We start from the raw sequence: 18,311 nt of genomic DNA on the forward strand, positions 1-18,311 counted from the left end.
CTTCGATAGCGCCGCAAATATAGTTCTTAGGCGCCCACCGGCTGCGCCAGGACGTGTTCGACCCGCCATCCTCCATTGCCATAGGAGGCTGGCAGCGGTTTCAATGCGTAGCCTGCAGCAGTCAGGAGTTCCGCGATCTTTCGGGCCTTGCGGTCGAGCCCCTCGCGTGATGCATCGTCGACCTCATAAATCACCTTCGGACGGTGCCTCCGCAGCGTTTCCGTCATACCGCCCAGGACGTCGATTTCGGCGCCTTCCACGTCGATCTTGACCAGCGAGGGCGGCCTGAGGCCTCGGTGGGCGATGGCATCGTCGATAGTGACTATGCTGACTTCCAGGCGGCCATTCATGTCCGGCGGTGCTCCCGCCGAGGCAAGTGTGGCGCCGCCGATGTGATGGGCGAGCAGAAGCTGGCCACGACCGGTTGTCGCGCCCGCGGCTTCGGCGAACACCCGTATCGTGTCGAACCCACTGAGCCGCGCACTTTCTGCGACAGCGGCGGCGTTGCGGGGGACAGGTTCGAACGCATAGACCTGGCCGCGCGGCCCGACGCGGCGCGCGGCGATGAGACAGAAGAAACCTATATTCGCGCCGATGTCGAAAAAGGCGTCGCCGGGCGCCAGGTTTGCCGCGATCGCCTGTTGGATGGGCGGCTCGTACGTGCCGCGAACAAAGTTCGGGTCGGCGCTCTGCGCCACGAGCTTGAGACCGGCAGCCTCTCCCTTGGCTATGACGCGCGCGTCGCAGAACACGCCGAGGAACTTTGCCGTCAATCTCACGCGCTCTTCCCCAATCTGCGACGCCTCGGGACGCGGGCCAGCCGTGCCGCTCGCCGCGAAGGTGACAGATTGTGCACCCGGGATCGAGCCCGACAACGGTTGGCCGCCTCCTACTTCCTCCGGCTGATCGCTACTCCGATTGTCTCATTCTGGGTATCTGCCGGCCTTTCGGTCCAATGGAACGGTGGGATCGTTGCGCCAGACATGGATATCCTTGGGAGGATCCCACCCAATTGAAACGAACTCGCGATCGCCGTCGTCGTCGAGGGTCGACCGCGCGGGCGCCGAGATGGTTCTCCAAACCTTCGCCGACCAGTTGCTCGACGAACCGCCCGTCCAGATTGCCATGATGAGGTCCGGCCGGCCATCGTCATTCATATCGGCCACCGAAAGACTGTTGAGGGAGCCACGCGAGGTGATTTCCTGCTGCTCCCAGTTTGACCTGAAGTCGCCGGGATTGCGCACCAACAGGCCTTTGCGTGGTCGGCCTGCCCCTTTTCCCCACTCCGATCGGCAGATCCGCCCAACCGGCAAACCGCCTCGATCGCTTCGTCCTCACCGGTGATCCGCTGGGCCTCCATATCAAGCCGATTTGAATGGGATGCCGAACCATCGGTAACGAAAATAAACCGGATATCGGCGCCCGAGCTGAACTTCTTGCTGGCGACCCCTCCACATCCCAACGTCTCATCATCGGGATGGGGTGCAATGATGACAGCCGACGCCTGCCAGTCTGCTACGTCGAATGGATGAGACCGCTTACGCATCGCTGTATCGAGCATAGCGCCAATCGTATGCCTGACGTCATGCATCGATGGTTCCGATCATCCCTTCTTCGGTGTGGTTCAACCCGACCTGCGCATGGTAGCAAAACACTGTAGGCGATTGGGGTGAGAAAACAATGAAGGTAGGAATTCTGGCTGGCGGATTGGGAACACGGCTGGCGGAAGAAACCGAAATCCGGCCGAAACCAATGGTCGAGATCGGAGCAAAGCCGATCCTCTGGCATATTATGATGCATTACTATGCATACGGCCACCGCGAGTTCGCTGTCGCGTTGGGATACAAGGGCGAATACATCAAACGCTGGTTCAGTGACTATGTAGCATTCGATGGCAGCTTGACTGTCAATGCCGCATCGGGAAGCGTCAAGCGCCACTCGAACTCGCTGCCTGATTGGTCCGTCGATCTTGTGGAGACGGGGCTGAATACGCTGACGGGCGGCCGCATAAAACGCCTGATCGACTGGATGGGCGACGAGACATTCATGCTCACCTGGGGCGATGGCGTTTCGGATGTCAACCTTGATAAACTGATCGCCTTCCACAAATCGCATGGCAAGCTTGCAACGATGACGGCGGTGCGTCCGCCGGCACGCTACGGGCACATCGAATTCGATGGCCATCGCGTTGTCGACTTCACAGAAAAACCACAGGCCTCAGAGGGTTGGATCAATGGCGCCTTCTTCGTGCTCGAGCCGGGCATAAAGGACTATATCGATGGCGACGACGTCATGTTCGAACACGCGCCAATGCAACGGCTCGCAACCGACGGCCAACTGATGGCATATCGCCACGAATCCTTCTGGCAATGCATGGACACCATCCGCGAAAAGCATCTCCTTCAGAAATTGTGGGACAGCGGGCAGGCGCCCTGGAAAACATGGGAATTGATCGATGAAAGTTCTGGTTACAGGCCACCTCGGCTACATCGGTTCCGTCCTGACTCCGATGCTGCTTGAACGCGGCCATCACGTCACGGGACTAGACAGCGACATCTTCCGGTCATGCACTTTCGTAGGGACGTTGGCCGAAGTGCCGACGATCGAGAAAGACATCCGTGACATCGAAATCGACGACGTCGCCGGCTTCGACGCGATCATCCATCTCGCAGGACTTTCAAACGATCCGTTGGGGGACTACCGACCCCTCCTTACCGAAGAGATCAACTGCGGCGCTTCGGTCAGGCTTGCGCAGCTCGCCAAGGCCGCCGGTGTCCAGCGGTTCCTATATGCCTCCTCTTGCAGCAATTACGGCGCGGCCGGCGACAGCTTTCTAACTGAAGATGCTCCCTTCAACCCGGTGACGCCTTACGGCGCCTCAAAGGCAAATGTGGAGCGAGCGGTCGCGCCGATGGCGGATCAATCGTTCAGCCCGACATTCCTGCGTGCTTCCACTGCCTACGGCCTGTCGCCTCGCATCCGCTTCGATCTCGTCGTCAACAACCTGACCGCCTGGGCCTACACGACCGGCCTGGTCTATCTCAAGAGCGACGGCTCGCCATGGCGTCCAATCGTCCATGTTGAGGACATTTCGCTGGCCTATATTGCCGTACTCGAAGCCGAGCGAGAGCTGGTCCACAACGAGGCATTCAATGTCGGCTTGACCACGGAAAACTATCAGATTCGGGAGATCGCGGAGTTGGTGCAAACGATCGTTCCCGACAGCCGCGTGAAGTTCGCGCCCGACGCCGGGCCAGACAAGCGGTGCTATCGCGTCGACTGCACCTATATTGGTCGCCGCCTGCACGGTTTTAAGCCGCAATGGACGGCGCGGCGCGGTATCGAACAGCTCTATTACACATTTCGCGCAGCAGGCCTTGCACTTGGGGATTTCGAGGGCGAGCGATTCAAGCGCATCGCCCATGTGCAGAAGCTGATCCAAGATGGCGAACTGGATACCGATCTGCGCCGCATGCCGCAGTTTGCGGTAGCGGTTTGAGCAAACACAGCCGGGAGCCATGGCCATGATGATTGCTGGTGCAGCATCTGTAACCGAGCAGGTTTGCCGCTCCTGCGGCGGGAGTCATATCGACACGTTCCTGAAGCTCGGCACGACGCCACTTGCCGATCGGCTTCCCGTGAGCGTCGACGATGACCAGGAAGAGCCGGCCTTCCCACTCAACGTCGCCTTCTGTTGTGATTGCAGTTTGGTACAGATCACGGAGACGGTTAACCCGAGAATTCTGTTTGCCGATGCTTACCCTTATTACTCCTCGTTCTCGCAAGCGCTGCTGAGGCATTCCCGAGACAATGCGCGTGACTTGATCGAGCGTCGTAACTTGGATGCCAACAGCTTTGTGATCGAGTTGGCGAGTAACGACGGCTATCTCCTGAAGAACTATGTCGAGGCGGGCATACCAGTACTCGGCATCGACCCCGCCGAAGGACCTGCCGCCGCTGCGGAGAAAATAGGCGTGCCGACACGCCTGGCCTTTTTTTCCCGTGAACTGGCGGAGAAGCTTCGCCAACAGAAGATGCGGGCCGACGTCATTCACGCAAACAACGTTCTCGCCCACGTGGCCGACACCAATGGTTTTGTTGCAGGCATTGCGCGGTTGCTCAAGGACGACGGCGTTGCGGTGATCGAGGCGCCATATGTCGAACCAATGATCGACCATTGCGAATTCGACACGATCTACCACGAGCACCTCTGCTATTTTTCAGTGACGGCATTGGACAAGCTGTTTCGACGGCATGGCCTTTATCTCAACGAGGTAAAACACTTGTCGATTCATGGCGGCTCACTTCGCCTGTATGTCGAAATGCGGGAACATGTCGGAGCGAGCGTCACCAACCAGATCGCTCATGAAAGAGCACGAGGGATTGACGCCATTGATTACTATCTCGATTTTTCCGCGACGGTCGACAAATTGAAAGTCGAGCTCTCCACATTGCTACACCGGCTGAAAGCCAGCGGCGCCTCAATTGCTGCCTATGGAGCAGCAGCCAAAGGCGCTACCTTGATCAATACGGTCGGCATCGGACGCGACCTCGTCGACTTCGTCGTAGACCGCAACACCCACAAGCAGGGCAAGCACATGCCCGGTCAGAAAATTCCGATCCGTTCTACGGAAGCTCTGTTGGAGGCGCAACCTGACTATGTTCTGGTGCTTGCCTGGAACTTCCTCGATGAAATCATGGAACAACAGGCTGAATATCGAGCCAGGGGCGGAAAATTCATCGTCCCCGTGCCGACCCCGCGGATCGTGTGACCGTGCAAGTCCAAAGCGCTGCCTGCGAGGCGCATGAACCGGTGACGAATTCGATGCGTCTTCGCAGCGATTGTCCGGTCTGTCGGTGCAAGGATCTGCTGCATTCGGTATCATTGGACGCCATCCCATTTTCGTGCAATTCCCTGCACCCTGACGCAGAGTCGGCCGCTGCTGCGCCGACTGGCCAATTCGTCCTCGCGTTTTGCCGCAATTGTGAACATTTCTTCAACGCGGCGTTCGAAGATGGTCGGATCGGCTATACGCAGAATTACGAGAACTCCCTGCATTTCTCGCCGCGCTTCGTGGCCTTTGTCGAGGATCTCGCGGGTCGCCTGTCCACAGCCTACGCGATTGACGGAAAATTGGTCGTCGATATCGGTTGCGGCAAGGGTGATTTCCTCAAACGGCTTTGCTCAACCAGCGGCGCCAGAGGCATTGGTTTCGACAGGAGCTTCGAAGACAATCGGGGCGACGACGTCGCCGGCGTCGAGTTCATCAATGACTGGTTCGGCGATGCCTATCCGGACGTCAAGCCTGACTTCGTCTCCTGCCGTCACGTCCTGGAGCACATAGCCAGCCCGATCGCCTTCCTGCATGGGCTTCGCTCCCATCCAGGCGTTGAGCCGAGCACCGTATTTTACATCGAAGTGCCTAATGCCCTCTATACATTGCGCGACATGGGGATCTGGGATCTGATCTACGAGCATGTATCCTACTTCACGCCGCACTCACTGCGGGTGGCGATGGAGACAGCAGGATTCGAGGTGCTTAACCAGGGCGCGTCGTTCGGTGACCAGTACCTCTTCATCGAAGCAAAGCCTAGCGAACCCCGGATGATGGCCCCGTATTCAAAATCTGACAAGATCGATGCGCTCGTCCACCGATTCGACCGAACCTATCGCGACAAGGTCGCCTGGTGGCGCAGCTACCTTGCAACACGAGACCCGGAGCAGACCGTTGTCTGGGGTGCGGGATCAAAGGGCATTACATTCGTCAACATCGTTCCTGAAGGGGCGCGGATTGGGGCGCTGGTCGACGTCAACCCGCACAAGCAGGGGCGCTTTGCTCCTGGCACCGGGACACCGGTGGTTGCTCCCGAGAGCCTGCGCGGCAAGCCCCTGCAGTCTATCGTCGTGATGAATCCGCTCTATCGAGACGAAGTTGCCCAGGCCGCCTGCAAGCTCGGTCTCTCAGCGGAGATCATTGTGGCATAATTCGGCGATCTGCGGCTTGCGCTTTGCGTCTGTGATCCCACCGATGTCGATCCGGTCGAGGTTGACTGGAGCGCCCGCTTTGTAGGCAGCGACGAGAGGAAAATGCGGAGCCCAAGCCCACGTTGAAGTCGGGAATCCTTCCGGTATGGTTTTCAATGTTCAGGTCATGCGGGCGATCGCCGCGACTTTGGTGGTCTGGGTTCATACCCAGGAACTGATCGTGACCGACGTCCTTCCGCATTGGCTCAGGAGTTTTGGATACGGAGGTGTGGACCTATTTTTCGTCATAAGTGGATTCATCATGGTCCGCACGACACAAAATAAAAATATACGGCCCATTCAATTCTACAGGAAGCGTATCCTTAGGGTGGCCCCGCTGTACGCGTTTTTCACAATTCTTATAGTGATTTTGAGCGCGACCATGCCTGATGTTTTAAACAGCACTCAAATAGAAGTTTCTCAAATCGCAAAATCTCTAGTTTTTATTCCGTTTGAGAAAACGCCAGATAGCCTTTACCCTATTTACTACCTTGGTTGGACTTTGAACTACGAAATGTTTTTTTACAGCATTTTTGCAGTCGCGTTGTTGTTGCCCAAACGCGCCAGGCTCATGGCGATCACCGCTGTTATCGTCTCTCTTGCCGGTATCGGAAACAGCATTGGAGGTCTTTCCGATTATGGGGTCGCGGCTTTTTTCTATACGCGGCCAATCCTGATGGATTTCGTATTGGGAGTGCTGGCGGCGAGCTACTTCCACGATTCGGCGCGCACCGCCAGAAATCCCATGAGGTGGTGGGTATGCCTCGCCGCCGGGGTCTCTTGGCTCGCTTTTGGAGGGGAAGTCATCGGTTTCGGCGACGTCCCCGTCTCGCCACCGACCGATACCTTCCTGAGGTTCGGCATCGCATCCGGCTTGATTGTGGCGGGAGTGGTCGGGCTGGAGCAATCAGGGACAAGGATCGGCTCTCCACTGATGCAACGTGCGGGTGACGCAAGTTATTCGATATATCTGTCACACTATTTCTTTATCGCGGCGGTCATCGCCGTTGCCAATCGGTTGGAGTTGAACGACGCTGCTCGCGCCCTGCTCGCGCCCGCCACCATGGCGGCGGCGGTAGCCGTGGGGTTCGCAACCTATCATCTGCTGGAGCGTCCATTCGCTGGTGACCTCGGCATCTACCAACGCCTCGCCAGGCTGTTTGTGGCACCGCCTCCCATGCAGCCGCGCGCCATTACCGAGGAAGCTGTGATGGGGACTACCCGGAAAGTCCAAAGGCCAGATGCCTTAGAGTCAGACTCACAATCTAAGACGACGTGAAACCAGTACCTTGCGATTTTCCGGATGAGCGGGTGGACGGACGCTCGGTAGATCCAGGCAGTGGCATTCGGCGACCCACCTTTTGCGGTTGACGGCCTGACTTTACCACTCCATCGACGTCGATCCGTTGCAGGTTGACCGGCCTCAGCCAGCAGTGTCGCGTATAGTCGGTCGAGCGGCGCATAAACTGCGCCCATTTAAGTGGCGTCTTGGACAGCGCCCGCCAAAGGGACAGCGAGTTAAGGCCGATCAGAAAGCGAGACCGGATGAGCTGCCCGCGCCGGTCAACCGCTGCATAGGTTACGAACCCGCGAAACGCAGCGCCGAACCTCTTCAGCACGGCATCAACCTGTACGTCGTAACGCTCGTTGGCGGCGAAACCTTGAAGCGACTTTGTTGTCCCGACTGGCCGCGTGTGTCTTACAACGACATCGTCAACTATGGCGTAACGCAACCAAGGCATGTCAGTCAGGCGGGTCCAAAGAAGGTCTATTCCCGTCTCGTAGCCAAGCCCGAATAATTTCAACGCCGTTTGCAGGCACCTGGCGCTGAACACCGGACACATCATCTCGACCGTGTTGGTATATCGCAACACGTATCGCTTGCCGCTGACAAGTGTCGCTGCGTAGGAGAAATAGCTGTCCCAAGACAGCGCTGGCTGAAACAGATCAAGTTTATATTGGCGGCCGATGGCGAACAGACGATTCAGGTCGAACTTTGTCGCCTCGATGTCATCGTCGATCAATGCAATGAGATCATACCGCGTCACAATTTCAGGGTAGCATTGAAACAAGGCATGATACCCGGCGATCTTGCGCCCCGGCAGAAATACGCTGAAATCGTTCTGTCCATGGGAGACGCCAGGCTCGTAGGCGGCGACGAGAAGATCGAAGTCGGCTTCGCCCGTCCCCTCAGTCCAGCCGGCATGCAAAGAGCTACGCCCTGCCCGGACGATCACCAGATTTCTCTTGCCCGAGCCCTCCGGCAATTTTCGAAAGGCTGACACTGCTGCGGCCGCGGGCGTGACTTGGCGAAGGTTCATGCAAAGCCTCCCGGCGGGCGCCGCACCAGATCACTCGTTTCTAGCCAGGAGATCGGTTTGAGACGGCATGAATGCGTTTCAGCGCTCCCAGCCCAGCGCCGCGGAGCTTGGTACGAAGCTTCGGAGAAACAACGCCCACAAGTTCCAGGCAAAATCTCGCGATGAGCAGCGGATCCAAGATCCATGCAACCAGATGAAACAGTGTCATACCCATCGGTGCTGTGCGCCTGTGCCGATAGGCAATCGCGACGAGGTGTTTTAGCCGCCTCGACAATTCAAACGCATTCGCATTAGAGCCGCCAGGATTTTGCCAAGCCAATCGGTCGGAGCTCGGCAACCGCACCGAGCGCGTCGGATGGTCGCGGCTGTATAGTATCGCGTTGGGCGCGTGAACAAACGTCCCGAGAAGAGCCATCTCGGCCAGAAGCGCACAGTCGGAGCCGTAGTAGGGCTCGTGCAATGTCGTTTTGACTAAGGAATCCCGACGCCAAAGGCCGAACATCGCCGCATCCCATCCGTGCGCAGCAACCATCAACCGGAAGCGGGACGCGGGCGACGATCCTTGCATGTCCGGCAGCACCCTTTCGACATAGGAAGTCAGCTGCCCGGTCTCGTCGATTCCCAGCAGTCGCGGGTAGGCAATGACGTGGCGGGCATTCGCGTCAAGCGCACGCACGCAATCCGTCAAGAAACCACTGCTCAAGAGGTCATCGTGCGCGCACCATTTGAAATATTCGCCCGAGCTCAATTCGAAAGCTCGATTGAAATTGGCCGCGGCCCCTAAATTGCGTGCGTTTCGGACATAGCGGACGCGCTTGTCCCGCCGCGCGTATTCCAAACATATATCGGCTGTTCTATCTGTCGAAGCATTGTCGGTGATGACAAGTTCGAAATCATCGAAGTCCTGCTCAAGGATCGACTGGATCGCCTCGGCAACGAAATTCTCGCCGTTGTAAACCGGCATACCAAGGGACACTTGCGGCGACTTGGAACGTTCCATTTTCCGGGTTCTTCTTTAACGAAAGTGCGATCAGACCGCGACGATTTCGGGTCGCAGGTCCAGCGCTTTCAAGGATTGCGCCACTTCATTCAGGTATATCGGGTTCATGACGATGACCAAGTCAGGCGGAGTGTCCAACAGGTCGCTAGGCGCAATGACCGGGTGACCGGTTCCGGGCGTAAACTTGCCTTGCTTGTAAGGGTTGATGTCGACTGCTGCCCAGACTTCGTCTCCAAGCTGCAAGGTCGTCAGGAACGACACTGCCTTGGAGCCGCCGCCCCACAGGACGACCCGCCGGCCGGCGGCGTGCGCGGCGCGAATGCGCTCCTGCCAGGAATTCTGAACGGCTCGCACGCGAGCGGGAAAGGTTTCCGCCAAACGGTGCATCACTTCCAGATCGTGCTCGAGCGGTAGTCTCGGTGTCGTCCGGCCTGCCGACGGCCGGGCGTACTGAACGATGTACTGGTTGTCATAGACGAGTTCCAGATCGGTAACGTCGAAACCTTCCTGGCGAAACAGGCGCGCGTGCGCGCCAGGACTGAAATAGGAGCAATGCTCGTAGTAAATGTCCCAGAACGCGCTCTCGACGAGCACACGTTTTGCATCGGGCGTTTCGAATACGGCCCAATCCTGGGTCCTTTTGCCGATCATCTTGCGGATCAGCCGCACGAAACTCGAAACCGAGCTTACGTGTTCGAGCGTGTGGCGACAGAGGACCGTATCCGCCTGGAGATGCTGGTAGTCTGGTCCGAAAAAATCGACGATGATCTTGACGTCGCCGTACTCGTCATTACGGCCTTTGTCGGCTCGATAAGCTGGATCGATGCCGAGCCCGGTGGCGCCACCCGATATGCAAAGTTCGCGGAGAAATTCACCCTTGCCGCAGCCGATCTCCAACACGTGCTTGCCGGCTATCGCACATTTTTGTGCAATCTCGCGTGCAAGTCCCTTCGCGAAATTGTTGAAGGTGCTGGAAAAATGCTGGGATTCCTCAAAATTGGTCGAATAGCCCATGACCGTTTCGTCAAAGGCCTTGTTGAATATGAACCCGCATGCTTCGCAGAATGCGAGGTCAAGGTCGCGGCGGGGAAAGGCGTGGGCTGCTTGGGCCGAATTAAGCAGGACGCAGCTATGCACCGGGATGGATTCGACCCGGTAGATTGACCGGCTGACGGGCGCCGAGCAGCACGGACACGCGGCCGGCCGAAGCGCTTTGCTGTTGCTTGCCATGTGAAGGTCAAATGAATTCATTGTAGAATTGGCTCGATAAGTGAACCGGTTATATCGCGCGTCGAGCTCTCGGCTCCGAAGAGTTCATTGTACTCGGTTGCGCGAGCGAGTTGGACAGACTGGGCCAGGCCGAGGGCGTCGAGAATCGCCAGGTCGAATCTTTCCTCGGAGAACCGGGTCGCGTTCATGCGACAGGCGTGCGGCGTAATGGACAGCGCATTTTTCTCGAATAGATCGATGGCCCCAGCTACGGAATCGACGGCCTGACGGTCGAAGAGCACACCTGTCGGATGGGCGCTCTCGCCAAGCGGCCGGACAATGTCACGCGCACCTCCGCGGCCGAAGGCGATCAATGGCGTGCCGCACGCCTGGGCCTCGGCAAGCGTTATCCCGAAATCCTCGCATCCAGCGAACACCATCGCACGAGCATTGGCGATTCTTTCGATGTATTCATGCCGCGGCAGATAACCGGTGAAGACTATGTTGGAGCCGGCAAGCGATCGCAGATGCTTGGATTGTACTTCGTCGCCTACAACAACCAGGCGACGCGACGGCGTTTTGCTGAACGCCTCGATTATCAGATCCGTACGCTTATACGGGGCGTGGAACGCGGCCGTGACATAGTAGTCATCCTTGTTGACGACGAGTTTAAGATCCTCGATGGCGACGGGCGGATGGACTACCCGCGCGTCGCGGCCGTAAATCCGTTCGATTCGAGAGCGGACATAATTCGAGTTTGCCAGCATCAGGTCAGGACCATGTGCCGTTCGGGTGTCCCAGGTCCGCAGCCTGTGAAGCATGTAACGAAAGGCAAGACCTTTCGGTCCAAATCCCAAGCCGGCTTGCTGCAGATAGGAGAATTGTTCGTCCCACGCATACCGCACCGGACTGTGCACATAGCACAGGTGTAGTTGGTCTGGGCGAGTCAGAACGCCTCGAGAGAATGCGGCCGAAGAGGAAATTACCGCGTCATAACCTGTGACATCAAATTGTTCGATCATAAACGGACAGAGAAAGAAAAGTGACCTGTAGTACTTTTCCACGAACGGAAGTCGATTCATGCCGGAAACGTGGAAAATTACGCCTGGAAAATACTCTTCCTTGATTTCCTTCGGGAGAAAATCAAAGAGGGTGAAGACCTCGGCTCTCGGAAAAGTCTTGCAGATCCGAGCAAGGACCTGCTCCCCTCCCCGAAAGTTGGGGCACCAATCATGCACGACGGCGATGCGGGCGTTGCGGTCTATCGCGGCAAATGGCGTCTTGCTGATGGATCGCAAATATTTGGCATCACGGCCCACCATAGTGGTTGCTTTCGGCTGTCGCACATGGCGCATGCTTTGCCCCTCACGGAATGTTGGCACCCTTTTTCCGGAATTCTTGTTGCCCGGATGCTCAGCGACTGTGTGTCGTCCGTCCCGTCCAAACAAGCTGCCTATCGGGTTAAGCGCCGCACCCTCCCGAGGCCGGATGTACTCCAACGAGGTACGTCTCCTACTTCGATGGGCCTAAGCACGCCTCAACGCTAACCTTATGCGCAGGCTGTATCGGCGCGACCGGCGGATTAGGATCATAGCGCGCTCACTTCGCAAGCAGTGGTCGCGCGCCGTATCTGCATCCATTGGCCGCGAGGAGAGTTGATCGTCGATGAAAGTGGTCGTGATCGTCGCAACGTTCGGTCGCAGGGAACATGTGGCTCGGCTTCTCGCACAGCTTGAGCGACAGACCCTGCTCCCTGACGCGGTGATACTCTCGGCTCCCGACGCCGACCATATTCCCAGCACCACGGTTTGCCGGTTTCCTGTATCGCGCGTATTCGGAAAAACCGGCTTGCCGGCGCAGCGCAACATCGCCCTCGATATCGCAGGCGACTGTTTCGACATAATCACCTTTTTCGACGACGATTTCATTCCTGCAGACGACTATCTCGAAGGCGTATCGAAGGCGTTCAAGCAGCAGCCCGACTGGGCCGTGGTGACTGGAAACGTGCTGAAGGACGGTGCGACGACTGCAGGGCTCACGTGGGACGAGGGTATCCAGGCGCTTCGCGAAGCCGGCACAGCGACTGAAGCGCGCGCCGTGGATCGACTCAGCGCCTATGGATGCAACATGTCGATCAGGGCGGCATTCATCGGCGGCCTGCGCTTCGATGAGCGGCTCGTGCTCTATGGGTGGCAGGAAGACGTTGATTTCACCAGCCAATTGAGAGCCAGAGGGCGGGTCGTCTTTTTGCAGTCGATCCGCGGGGTTCATCTCGGCATCAAGAGCGGTCGCGTAAACGGCGTTCGTTTCGGCTATTCTCAGGTGGCGAACCCAATCTACCTCATCCGCAAAGGGACCGTTCCATCGACTGTCGCACTTAGATTGATGAGCAAAAATCTGCTTGCCAATCTCGCGCGCAGCCTCTGGCCGGAATCCTATATCGACCGGAGAGGACGCCTGCGCGGCAATCTCCTGGCTCTTTCACACGTCGCAAGAGGCCGGGTGCAGCCAGAATATATTCTGGAGATCTAACGCAGAGGTAAAAGATGCTCGATGACCCGTCCTTTTCGATCGACAGAGGCACTTGCTCAAATCACCGAGCCCGGTGCTCCGGCAGGCTGTCCAATCGGCGCCAGGCTTGGCGCCTGCTCCACGTCGTGGTGTCGGCGGTGATGTCCTTGGCCTGCATGTTGGGTGTTTCGGCCGCAAACGCCAAAGATTATGTGCTCGGCCCGCAGGATAAGCTCCGCATCAAGGTCTACGAATGGCGTGCGTCGCGCGACACGATATTTGGCTGGGAGGCTCTCAACGACGAATACACGGTCGGTCCCAACGGCTCCGTTTCGCTACCGCTGGTCGGTGAAATCAAGGCTGCCGGCCTCACCACCGGCGAGATTGCGAACTCCATCGGCGACAGGCTGATGAAAAGTGTCGGCCTTATGCGAAAACCGAACACGGCGGTGGAGATCGTCCAGTTCCGACCGTTTTACGTTGTCGGCAAGGTGACGCAGTCGGGAGAATTCGCATATCGGCCTGGGCTGACCGTCTTGCAGGCATTGAGCATCGCGGGCGGATTGCGGACTCGAGAGGACAGGGACGCCAGGTTCGAGCGCGAGGTGATCCAAGGTCGAGGGGATGTGAACCTGCTTAGACTGAACGAGGCCAATCTCCTCGCTCGCAAGGCACGACTCGAGGCGGAACTCTCGCATGCCAGCGACATTCAGTTTCCAGCCCAGTTGACGTCGCGCATTCACGACGACGTCTTTGCTATGCTCATGAAGCAGGAGCGTTTGATCTTCCAAGCGCGCAGCGAAGGGTTGGACACTCAGATCAAGGCGCTTCAAGGTTTGCGTGAGTTCCTCCAGAAAGAACTCGCCTCGCTGGGATCGCAACTCGTTTTCCTCGACAAGCAGATCGGCTCCATCCAGAAAGAGTTGACAGCGGTTTCGGCGCTTGTGGTCAAAGGTCTTGCGGCGGCGCCGCGTGAATTTTCTCTAGAACGAGCCCTTGCCCAGGCGCAGAGCGAGAGGTTGTCGGCGGAAACCAGTCTGCTGCGCGGGCGTCAGGAAATCAGTAAGACAGACATATCAATTCTCGAACTCGAGGACGGACGGAAAAAGGAGATAACGATCGACCTGCGTCAAACTCAAGCTGAACTCGATGCTCTCGACAGCAAGACAGAAACAGCAAGGCGGCTATTGTACGACTCCGCGATATCTGCCCCGAATCTTCTTGCCCGGCGAGCCGACGCGGATCTGGCTGCGCCGATCTACACGATTTTCCGACCGTCGGCGGATGGTACGACAGTGCAAATCCAAGCTAACGAGACGAGTGTCGTGGAGCCCGGAGACACGATCAAGATTGAAATACCACTGGCTCCGGATGAAACAGGCGCGCTGGACTTGACATCGACCGAGCGGCATGAGGCGCCAGGAATAGAACTCAAAGCAGAAACCGTCGGCGATACTGTAGGCATTCCGTAGCCTCCCGGCGGGTCTTGCAAGAAGGATTAGGTAGAAACGCGCGACTGCTTGATATAGATCAGGTAACTTCCTTTGACAAATACACGCACTATATGGGCTCTATTGCCATCGCGTTCTTTGATAGGAAAAGAGACTTCGCTATGCAAGCAACTGAACTACCGAACGTCTTCTTGACCAACACGTTCGATGAATGGATTCAACAGAAGCCATCCAAGTCTCAGGCGGTTCGCTTTGCCAACAAGGTTCTCCGAAAACTTGGAATAAATCTCGTCCTCGCACCACCTGTTCGCACGGGCTGGATGACCAGTGTTGAACAGAGAATGGACATGTATCACTTGGCAGGCGCAGCGCTTTTCTACAACGTACCGGGAGACTTCTGTGAATTGGGATGCCACGAAGGCAAGTCAGCCGTGGTATTCCAACGCATACTTCAGCACTACGATCCAAGCAGGAACCTTCACTTGTATGACAGCTTCGAAGGTCTCCCGAACGCCAGTGCCGAAGACGGCCACGCCAACGCTCACAAGGGCGACATGGCCACTACGAAGGATGCGCTCATGGCAAACTTCAAGCGTTTGAATCTTCGGCAGCCTATTCTTCACCAGGGATGGTTCGAAGATACGCTTCCCACACAGTTGCCGGACAAAATTGCATTTGCGCATCTGGATGGTGACCTATACGACTCAGTCAAGGTCAGCTTGGAGTATGTGTATCCTCGCCTATCAAAGGGTGCTGCATGTCTGATAGACGACTACAGTGATCCTGGATTGTTCGACTCGGTCGATCTCTATCCGGGGGTAAAGAAGGCCTGCGACGAGTTCCTTAGCGATAAACCCGAAAAGGTTGCGCTTTTGTATGGTGGATTCGATAGCACTATGGGTTTCGGAGCTCATGGATACTTCCGAAAGCTCTGAGCCTATATCGCTTTAGGCGCGGCCGGGGACAGTGCCGACCTGCGATTGAATCACCTGTTCGCTGGAATCGCGCCAATGCCGGAGCGTCCTTACAGGAGCCTCAGCAACACTGTCGTCTTCAACAGGCAAGAACCGGCTGACAAGAACGACAGCGAGAGGAATCAAGAACACAATACCCGGGTCGGCGCCGCCGCTTGCCAGGGATCCAGCCACGAGCGCCGATAAGGCGCAAGCGCGGACACTCGACGCGATCGCGTCGATCTCGGGATCGATGCGACCGCGGCCACCCCGCACCCCCCGCACCAGCATTGCCAACAGAACTGTCATCATCGCGGTGCCGAACAGCCCCAACTGGGAAAGCACCGCGATCGGCCAACTCGAGGCCCGCGAGCTTCCCAACCCGACCCCCAGTCCACCTGTATCGAAGAAAGACTGCAGGCTTTTGTAGTTCCAGTAGCTGCGCTCCTGGCCGGAGGCTGATGTGACTTTGTTGATTACCGTGTTGTCGACAAGCTGCAAGACCGGATCGAAGAAATGCGGATAGAACAGACTGGCGGCCATCGCGGAGAGGAGCAAGGGCGGTAGCAACGCGATAAGCAGTGCCTCCCCCGACCTCAGCCGACCTGAAGCGAGCGACTTCACGATGGAAAAGACAACGGGCACGCTTACGATTGCAAGACCAACGTAGGCGGTCGACGATGTCGACAGCAGCAGAAGAACAAACAGGGCCGCTCCTAACGCCAATGCGAATTTGGATCCGGTCTTGCGCCAATAGGTGTAGGTGAACGCCAGCCCTGCCAGCGATGCCCCACCGAACGACGATGCCTCTGAAAACGCCCCCGCGATCCGCCAAAACCCAGCTTCCGTAACTTGCGTCAGCATGGCGTAGTTGGCCGTACGAATCGGGGCGAGGATGTCGCCGGCGCCGGTCACCTTGCCCAACAAATCCAGAATGCCCATCAGCACGTGCAAGCTGAACCAAAGGAAAAAGCCTCGCCTGATGTCGGCCAACGTGCCGCTGCGCTGAAGCAGCAGACAGGCCGCCAGGAACGTCAGCCCTCCCAGAACAAAGTATCCCGCCTGAGAGATATTGGCCGATACCGGCGCCAAGGCCGCTTCGTAGACGCCCTTGCCGGTGCGGGAAGCGACGAAGGCGCTTGTCTGCCCTGCAAAGAGCCTCGGAAATAACAGCGCTCCGATGCAGACATAGATCATCAGCGCGCAGACGATCCATGCGGCACCTATACGAACGAAGACCGCGCCTATTTCTCTCCAGATTCCCCGTCGAGCCAGCGCGGCTACTATCACGAGCATATCAAAGACGGTAAAGATAAGCGGCGATGAACCGCCAAGCGAGGTTATTGTCCCGATTGCCGTCGCACCAAAAGCCAGCGAGGCAATCAGTGCAGTGATCAGCGACCAGCGCATATAAACGACGAGGGCCAGGAGTCCCGTGCAAATCAGTGCCCCAACGAGGGAAACCTGCATTTCACACTCCGACCATCAATGATCCAGACCCTGACGGCGCCGCCGGAACCGCTGAGCTAAATGGTTGGCTTCACAATAACGAGCGACTCTGATTTCCTTGGGACAGGGTTGGTCTTGCGCGGCGTAAATTGCCCCTGGAAGGAGGTCGCCGTGTTGCTTGCCATTGTCGGCGTTGCGGGCGTTGCCCTGACAATAGGGCTTACGCTGCGCGCGCCGGCGCTGATAGTGGCGACCTTGGTGGTGATCGTCGGCAGCATCGCTGTAGGCAGTTTTCTTCACCTGACTGTTCAAAGCACCATCCGCTCGACGTTTTATCTTGTTGTCGTCACCCAAATTGCCTATCTGGTCGGCCTTGCAATTGCCGTGCTGCGGCACCGCCCAAGACGACAATAGAGTGGGCGGCAATCCCTTGCGGGCGCCAATCGCTTGAGGCCGTTTCTGCCGCACCCCCTGACATAGCCAAGTTCAGGAGGTCTGATCAAACTTCATCATTGCCGGTATCGTCCGCATCAGGATCGAAAGATCGAGGCGTAGAGACCATGTCCGAACGTACCGCGTATCCAGCAATACGCGATGCGAATACTCGATCATGTTTCTCCCGTTTATCTGCCAGAGGCCGGTCAGTCCTGGCCGCGTCTTCAAATATTCATGCGATGCGGCGCCATAGCGTTGCAATTCGTCGGCAACGACAGGACGCGGACCGACGCAACTCATGTCGCCCCGCAAGATGTTGAACAACTGCGGCAGCTCATCCAGGCTCGATTTGCGAAGCATGTTTCCGAAAAACAGGATACGCGGATCGCACTTCAGTTTCTGGTTGGCTGCCCATTCCTGGGCGGCTTGTGGATTGCAGCTCAGATGCCGTTCGAGCACCTCCTCGGCATTCTGTACCATGGTGCGGAACTTGTAGCAGTCGAAGACCTTTCCGTTGAATCCAATACGGCGGTGAACGAACAGCACCGGACCGCCTGTGGTGGCCTTGATCAGAAGCGGGATCAGAACCAGGATCGGACCGGCCAGAATGAGCGCTGTCGAGGCTACCATCAGATCCAGCAGCCTCTTGGCCCAACCGCCGAGAGGCTGTCGCCGGTCGCCCCGCGCGTCGTCTTCAATGCTTGCCGTTTGCATATCCGGCTCAAGAGAGACGGTGCCATGGTCTTGGCTTGCGTTGAGTTGAGGCGACGATGGGTCTGGCGTGTTCGATGTGGCGGGCGCGTCGCTTTCACGCCGAAGAAGCAATGTCGCCGCAGGCCTGGCTCCGACCAGAATGGCCCAGTCTTCAATAGCCAAGTCATCGCAGTGCCGCAGGTTGCTTTCGATCACGTTGGACATTTTCGCTTGCGCTCGATTTCAGCTGTTTTCGTTTGCATT

Annotated in this window: 18 protein-coding genes; 9 read left to right on the forward strand and 9 right to left on the reverse strand. The window is 57.5% G+C overall.

Going from position 1 to position 18,311, the window contains the following annotated elements; genetic code table 11:
• Positions 1-26 precede the first annotated feature (26 nt).
• The 3 genes from AC0NIE_RS27080 to AC0NIE_RS27090 form a co-directional block, all read right to left on the reverse strand.
• A complete protein-coding gene (locus AC0NIE_RS27080) occupies positions 27-779 on the reverse strand; it encodes an FkbM family methyltransferase (RefSeq protein ID WP_473489087.1) in 753 nt (250 codons plus the stop codon).
• Between the two features lie 144 nt (positions 780-923).
• A complete protein-coding gene (locus tag AC0NIE_RS27085) occupies positions 924-1,247 on the reverse strand; it encodes a hypothetical protein (RefSeq protein WP_473489128.1) in 324 nt (107 codons plus the stop codon).
• Positions 1,154-1,591 (reverse strand): PIG-L family deacetylase, encoded by a 438-nt coding sequence (locus AC0NIE_RS27090; RefSeq protein WP_473489088.1) that lies wholly within the window; start codon positions 1,589-1,591, stop codon positions 1,154-1,156. Before AC0NIE_RS27090 ends, AC0NIE_RS27085 begins: the two co-directional genes overlap by 94 nt.
• An 89-nt stretch (positions 1,592-1,680) precedes the next feature.
• Between AC0NIE_RS27090 and rfbF the strand changes: the two genes are divergently transcribed.
• From rfbF to AC0NIE_RS27115, 5 genes are all read left to right on the forward strand, one after another.
• Positions 1,681-2,520 (forward strand): glucose-1-phosphate cytidylyltransferase, encoded by an 840-nt coding sequence (gene rfbF / locus AC0NIE_RS27095; RefSeq protein ID WP_077381112.1) that lies wholly within the window; start codon positions 1,681-1,683, stop codon positions 2,518-2,520.
• Entirely contained in the window at positions 2,456-3,499 is a 1,044-nt protein-coding gene (locus AC0NIE_RS27100; protein ID WP_123149260.1) for an NAD-dependent epimerase/dehydratase family protein, read from the forward strand. Before rfbF ends, AC0NIE_RS27100 begins: the two co-directional genes overlap by 65 nt.
• Positions 3,500-3,524: 25 nt before the next feature.
• On the forward strand, positions 3,525-4,772 hold the full coding sequence (locus tag AC0NIE_RS27105; protein ID WP_474044576.1) for a class I SAM-dependent methyltransferase: 1,248 nt from the start codon (positions 3,525-3,527) through the stop codon (positions 4,770-4,772).
• A 41-nt stretch (positions 4,773-4,813) separates the two neighbouring features.
• Complete coding sequence (locus AC0NIE_RS27110) at positions 4,814-5,986, forward strand: class I SAM-dependent methyltransferase (protein ID WP_473489090.1); 1,173 nt, start codon at positions 4,814-4,816, stop codon at positions 5,984-5,986.
• 145 nt (positions 5,987-6,131) lie between these two features.
• The gene (locus AC0NIE_RS27115; protein ID WP_473489091.1) at positions 6,132-7,304 is read left to right on the forward strand and encodes an acyltransferase family protein; all 1,173 of its coding nucleotides are present in this window, start codon (positions 6,132-6,134) and stop codon (positions 7,302-7,304) included.
• Here the strand turns inward: AC0NIE_RS27115 and AC0NIE_RS27120 are convergent.
• The 4 genes from AC0NIE_RS27120 to AC0NIE_RS27135 form a co-directional block, all read right to left on the reverse strand.
• The gene (locus tag AC0NIE_RS27120; protein ID WP_473489092.1) at positions 7,291-8,346 is read right to left on the reverse strand and encodes a DUF707 domain-containing protein; all 1,056 of its coding nucleotides are present in this window, start codon (positions 8,344-8,346) and stop codon (positions 7,291-7,293) included. The two genes, AC0NIE_RS27115 and AC0NIE_RS27120, sit on opposite strands and share 14 nt — an antisense overlap.
• A 40-nt stretch (positions 8,347-8,386) precedes the next feature.
• Entirely contained in the window at positions 8,387-9,346 is a 960-nt protein-coding gene (locus tag AC0NIE_RS27125) for a glycosyltransferase family 2 protein (protein ID WP_473489093.1), read from the reverse strand.
• A 30-nt stretch (positions 9,347-9,376) separates the two neighbouring features.
• Entirely contained in the window at positions 9,377-10,360 is a 984-nt protein-coding gene (locus tag AC0NIE_RS27130; RefSeq protein WP_165848640.1) for a class I SAM-dependent methyltransferase, read from the reverse strand.
• A 233-nt stretch (positions 10,361-10,593) separates the two neighbouring features.
• Positions 10,594-11,877 carry a glycosyltransferase gene (locus AC0NIE_RS27135; protein WP_473489124.1) on the reverse strand — a complete coding sequence of 428 codons (1,284 nt, stop codon included), beginning with the start codon at positions 11,875-11,877 and terminating at the stop codon, positions 10,594-10,596.
• Positions 11,878-12,220: 343 nt separating this feature from the next.
• Between AC0NIE_RS27135 and AC0NIE_RS27140 the strand changes: the two genes are divergently transcribed.
• The 3 genes from AC0NIE_RS27140 to AC0NIE_RS27150 all read left to right on the forward strand — a co-directional run bounded on the left by AC0NIE_RS27140 (position 12,221) and on the right by AC0NIE_RS27150 (position 15,452).
• A complete protein-coding gene (locus AC0NIE_RS27140) occupies positions 12,221-13,087 on the forward strand; it encodes a glycosyltransferase family 2 protein (protein WP_473489094.1) in 867 nt (288 codons plus the stop codon).
• Positions 13,088-13,227: 140 nt separating this feature from the next.
• Complete coding sequence (locus AC0NIE_RS27145; protein WP_473489095.1) at positions 13,228-14,538, forward strand: polysaccharide biosynthesis/export family protein; 1,311 nt, start codon at positions 13,228-13,230, stop codon at positions 14,536-14,538.
• Between the two features lie 140 nt (positions 14,539-14,678).
• Positions 14,679-15,452 carry a TylF/MycF/NovP-related O-methyltransferase gene (locus AC0NIE_RS27150; RefSeq protein ID WP_473489096.1) on the forward strand — a complete coding sequence of 258 codons (774 nt, stop codon included), beginning with the start codon at positions 14,679-14,681 and terminating at the stop codon, positions 15,450-15,452.
• A gap of 12 nt (positions 15,453-15,464) precedes the next feature.
• Here the strand turns inward: AC0NIE_RS27150 and AC0NIE_RS27155 are convergent, their stop codons facing one another.
• Positions 15,465-16,940 carry a hypothetical protein gene (locus tag AC0NIE_RS27155; protein WP_473489097.1) on the reverse strand — a complete coding sequence of 492 codons (1,476 nt, stop codon included), beginning with the start codon at positions 16,938-16,940 and terminating at the stop codon, positions 15,465-15,467.
• A 150-nt stretch (positions 16,941-17,090) separates the two neighbouring features.
• Between AC0NIE_RS27155 and AC0NIE_RS27160 the strand changes: the two genes are divergently transcribed.
• A complete protein-coding gene (locus tag AC0NIE_RS27160; RefSeq protein ID WP_473489098.1) occupies positions 17,091-17,333 on the forward strand; it encodes a hypothetical protein in 243 nt (80 codons plus the stop codon).
• 72 nt (positions 17,334-17,405) lie between these two features.
• Here the strand turns inward: AC0NIE_RS27160 and AC0NIE_RS27165 are convergent, their stop codons facing one another.
• The gene (locus tag AC0NIE_RS27165) at positions 17,406-18,272 is read right to left on the reverse strand and encodes a sugar transferase (protein ID WP_473489099.1); all 867 of its coding nucleotides are present in this window, start codon (positions 18,270-18,272) and stop codon (positions 17,406-17,408) included.
• Positions 18,273-18,311: the final 39 nt, after the last annotated feature.

This window comes from Mesorhizobium sp. WSM4842 (genome assembly GCF_055901575.1).

Coding starts and splice junctions, on each gene's coding strand:
- AC0NIE_RS27155 (WP_473489097.1), bottom strand. CDS start 16,940: ATGCAGGTTTCCCTCGTTGGGGCACTGATTTGCACGGGACTCCTGGCC.
- AC0NIE_RS27125 (WP_473489093.1), bottom strand. CDS start 9,346: ATGGAACGTTCCAAGTCGCCGCAAGTGTCCCTTGGTATGCCGGTTTAC.
- AC0NIE_RS27100 (WP_123149260.1), top strand. CDS start 2,456: ATGAAAGTTCTGGTTACAGGCCACCTCGGCTACATCGGTTCCGTCCTG.
- AC0NIE_RS27120 (WP_473489092.1), bottom strand. CDS start 8,346: ATGAACCTTCGCCAAGTCACGCCCGCGGCCGCAGCAGTGTCAGCCTTT.
- AC0NIE_RS27130 (WP_165848640.1), bottom strand. CDS start 10,360: ATGGGCTATTCGACCAATTTTGAGGAATCCCAGCATTTTTCCAGCACC.
- AC0NIE_RS27165 (WP_473489099.1), bottom strand. CDS start 18,272: ATGTCCAACGTGATCGAAAGCAACCTGCGGCACTGCGATGACTTGGCT.
- AC0NIE_RS27090 (WP_473489088.1), bottom strand. CDS start 1,591: ATGCATGACGTCAGGCATACGATTGGCGCTATGCTCGATACAGCGATG.
- AC0NIE_RS27145 (WP_473489095.1), top strand. CDS start 13,228: ATGTCCTTGGCCTGCATGTTGGGTGTTTCGGCCGCAAACGCCAAAGAT.
- rfbF (WP_077381112.1), top strand. CDS start 1,681: ATGAAGGTAGGAATTCTGGCTGGCGGATTGGGAACACGGCTGGCGGAA.
- AC0NIE_RS27105 (WP_474044576.1), top strand. CDS start 3,525: ATGATGATTGCTGGTGCAGCATCTGTAACCGAGCAGGTTTGCCGCTCC.
- AC0NIE_RS27115 (WP_473489091.1), top strand. CDS start 6,132: ATGGTTTTCAATGTTCAGGTCATGCGGGCGATCGCCGCGACTTTGGTG.
- AC0NIE_RS27140 (WP_473489094.1), top strand. CDS start 12,221: ATGAAAGTGGTCGTGATCGTCGCAACGTTCGGTCGCAGGGAACATGTG.
- AC0NIE_RS27135 (WP_473489124.1), bottom strand. CDS start 11,877: ATGGTGGGCCGTGATGCCAAATATTTGCGATCCATCAGCAAGACGCCA.
- AC0NIE_RS27150 (WP_473489096.1), top strand. CDS start 14,679: ATGCAAGCAACTGAACTACCGAACGTCTTCTTGACCAACACGTTCGAT.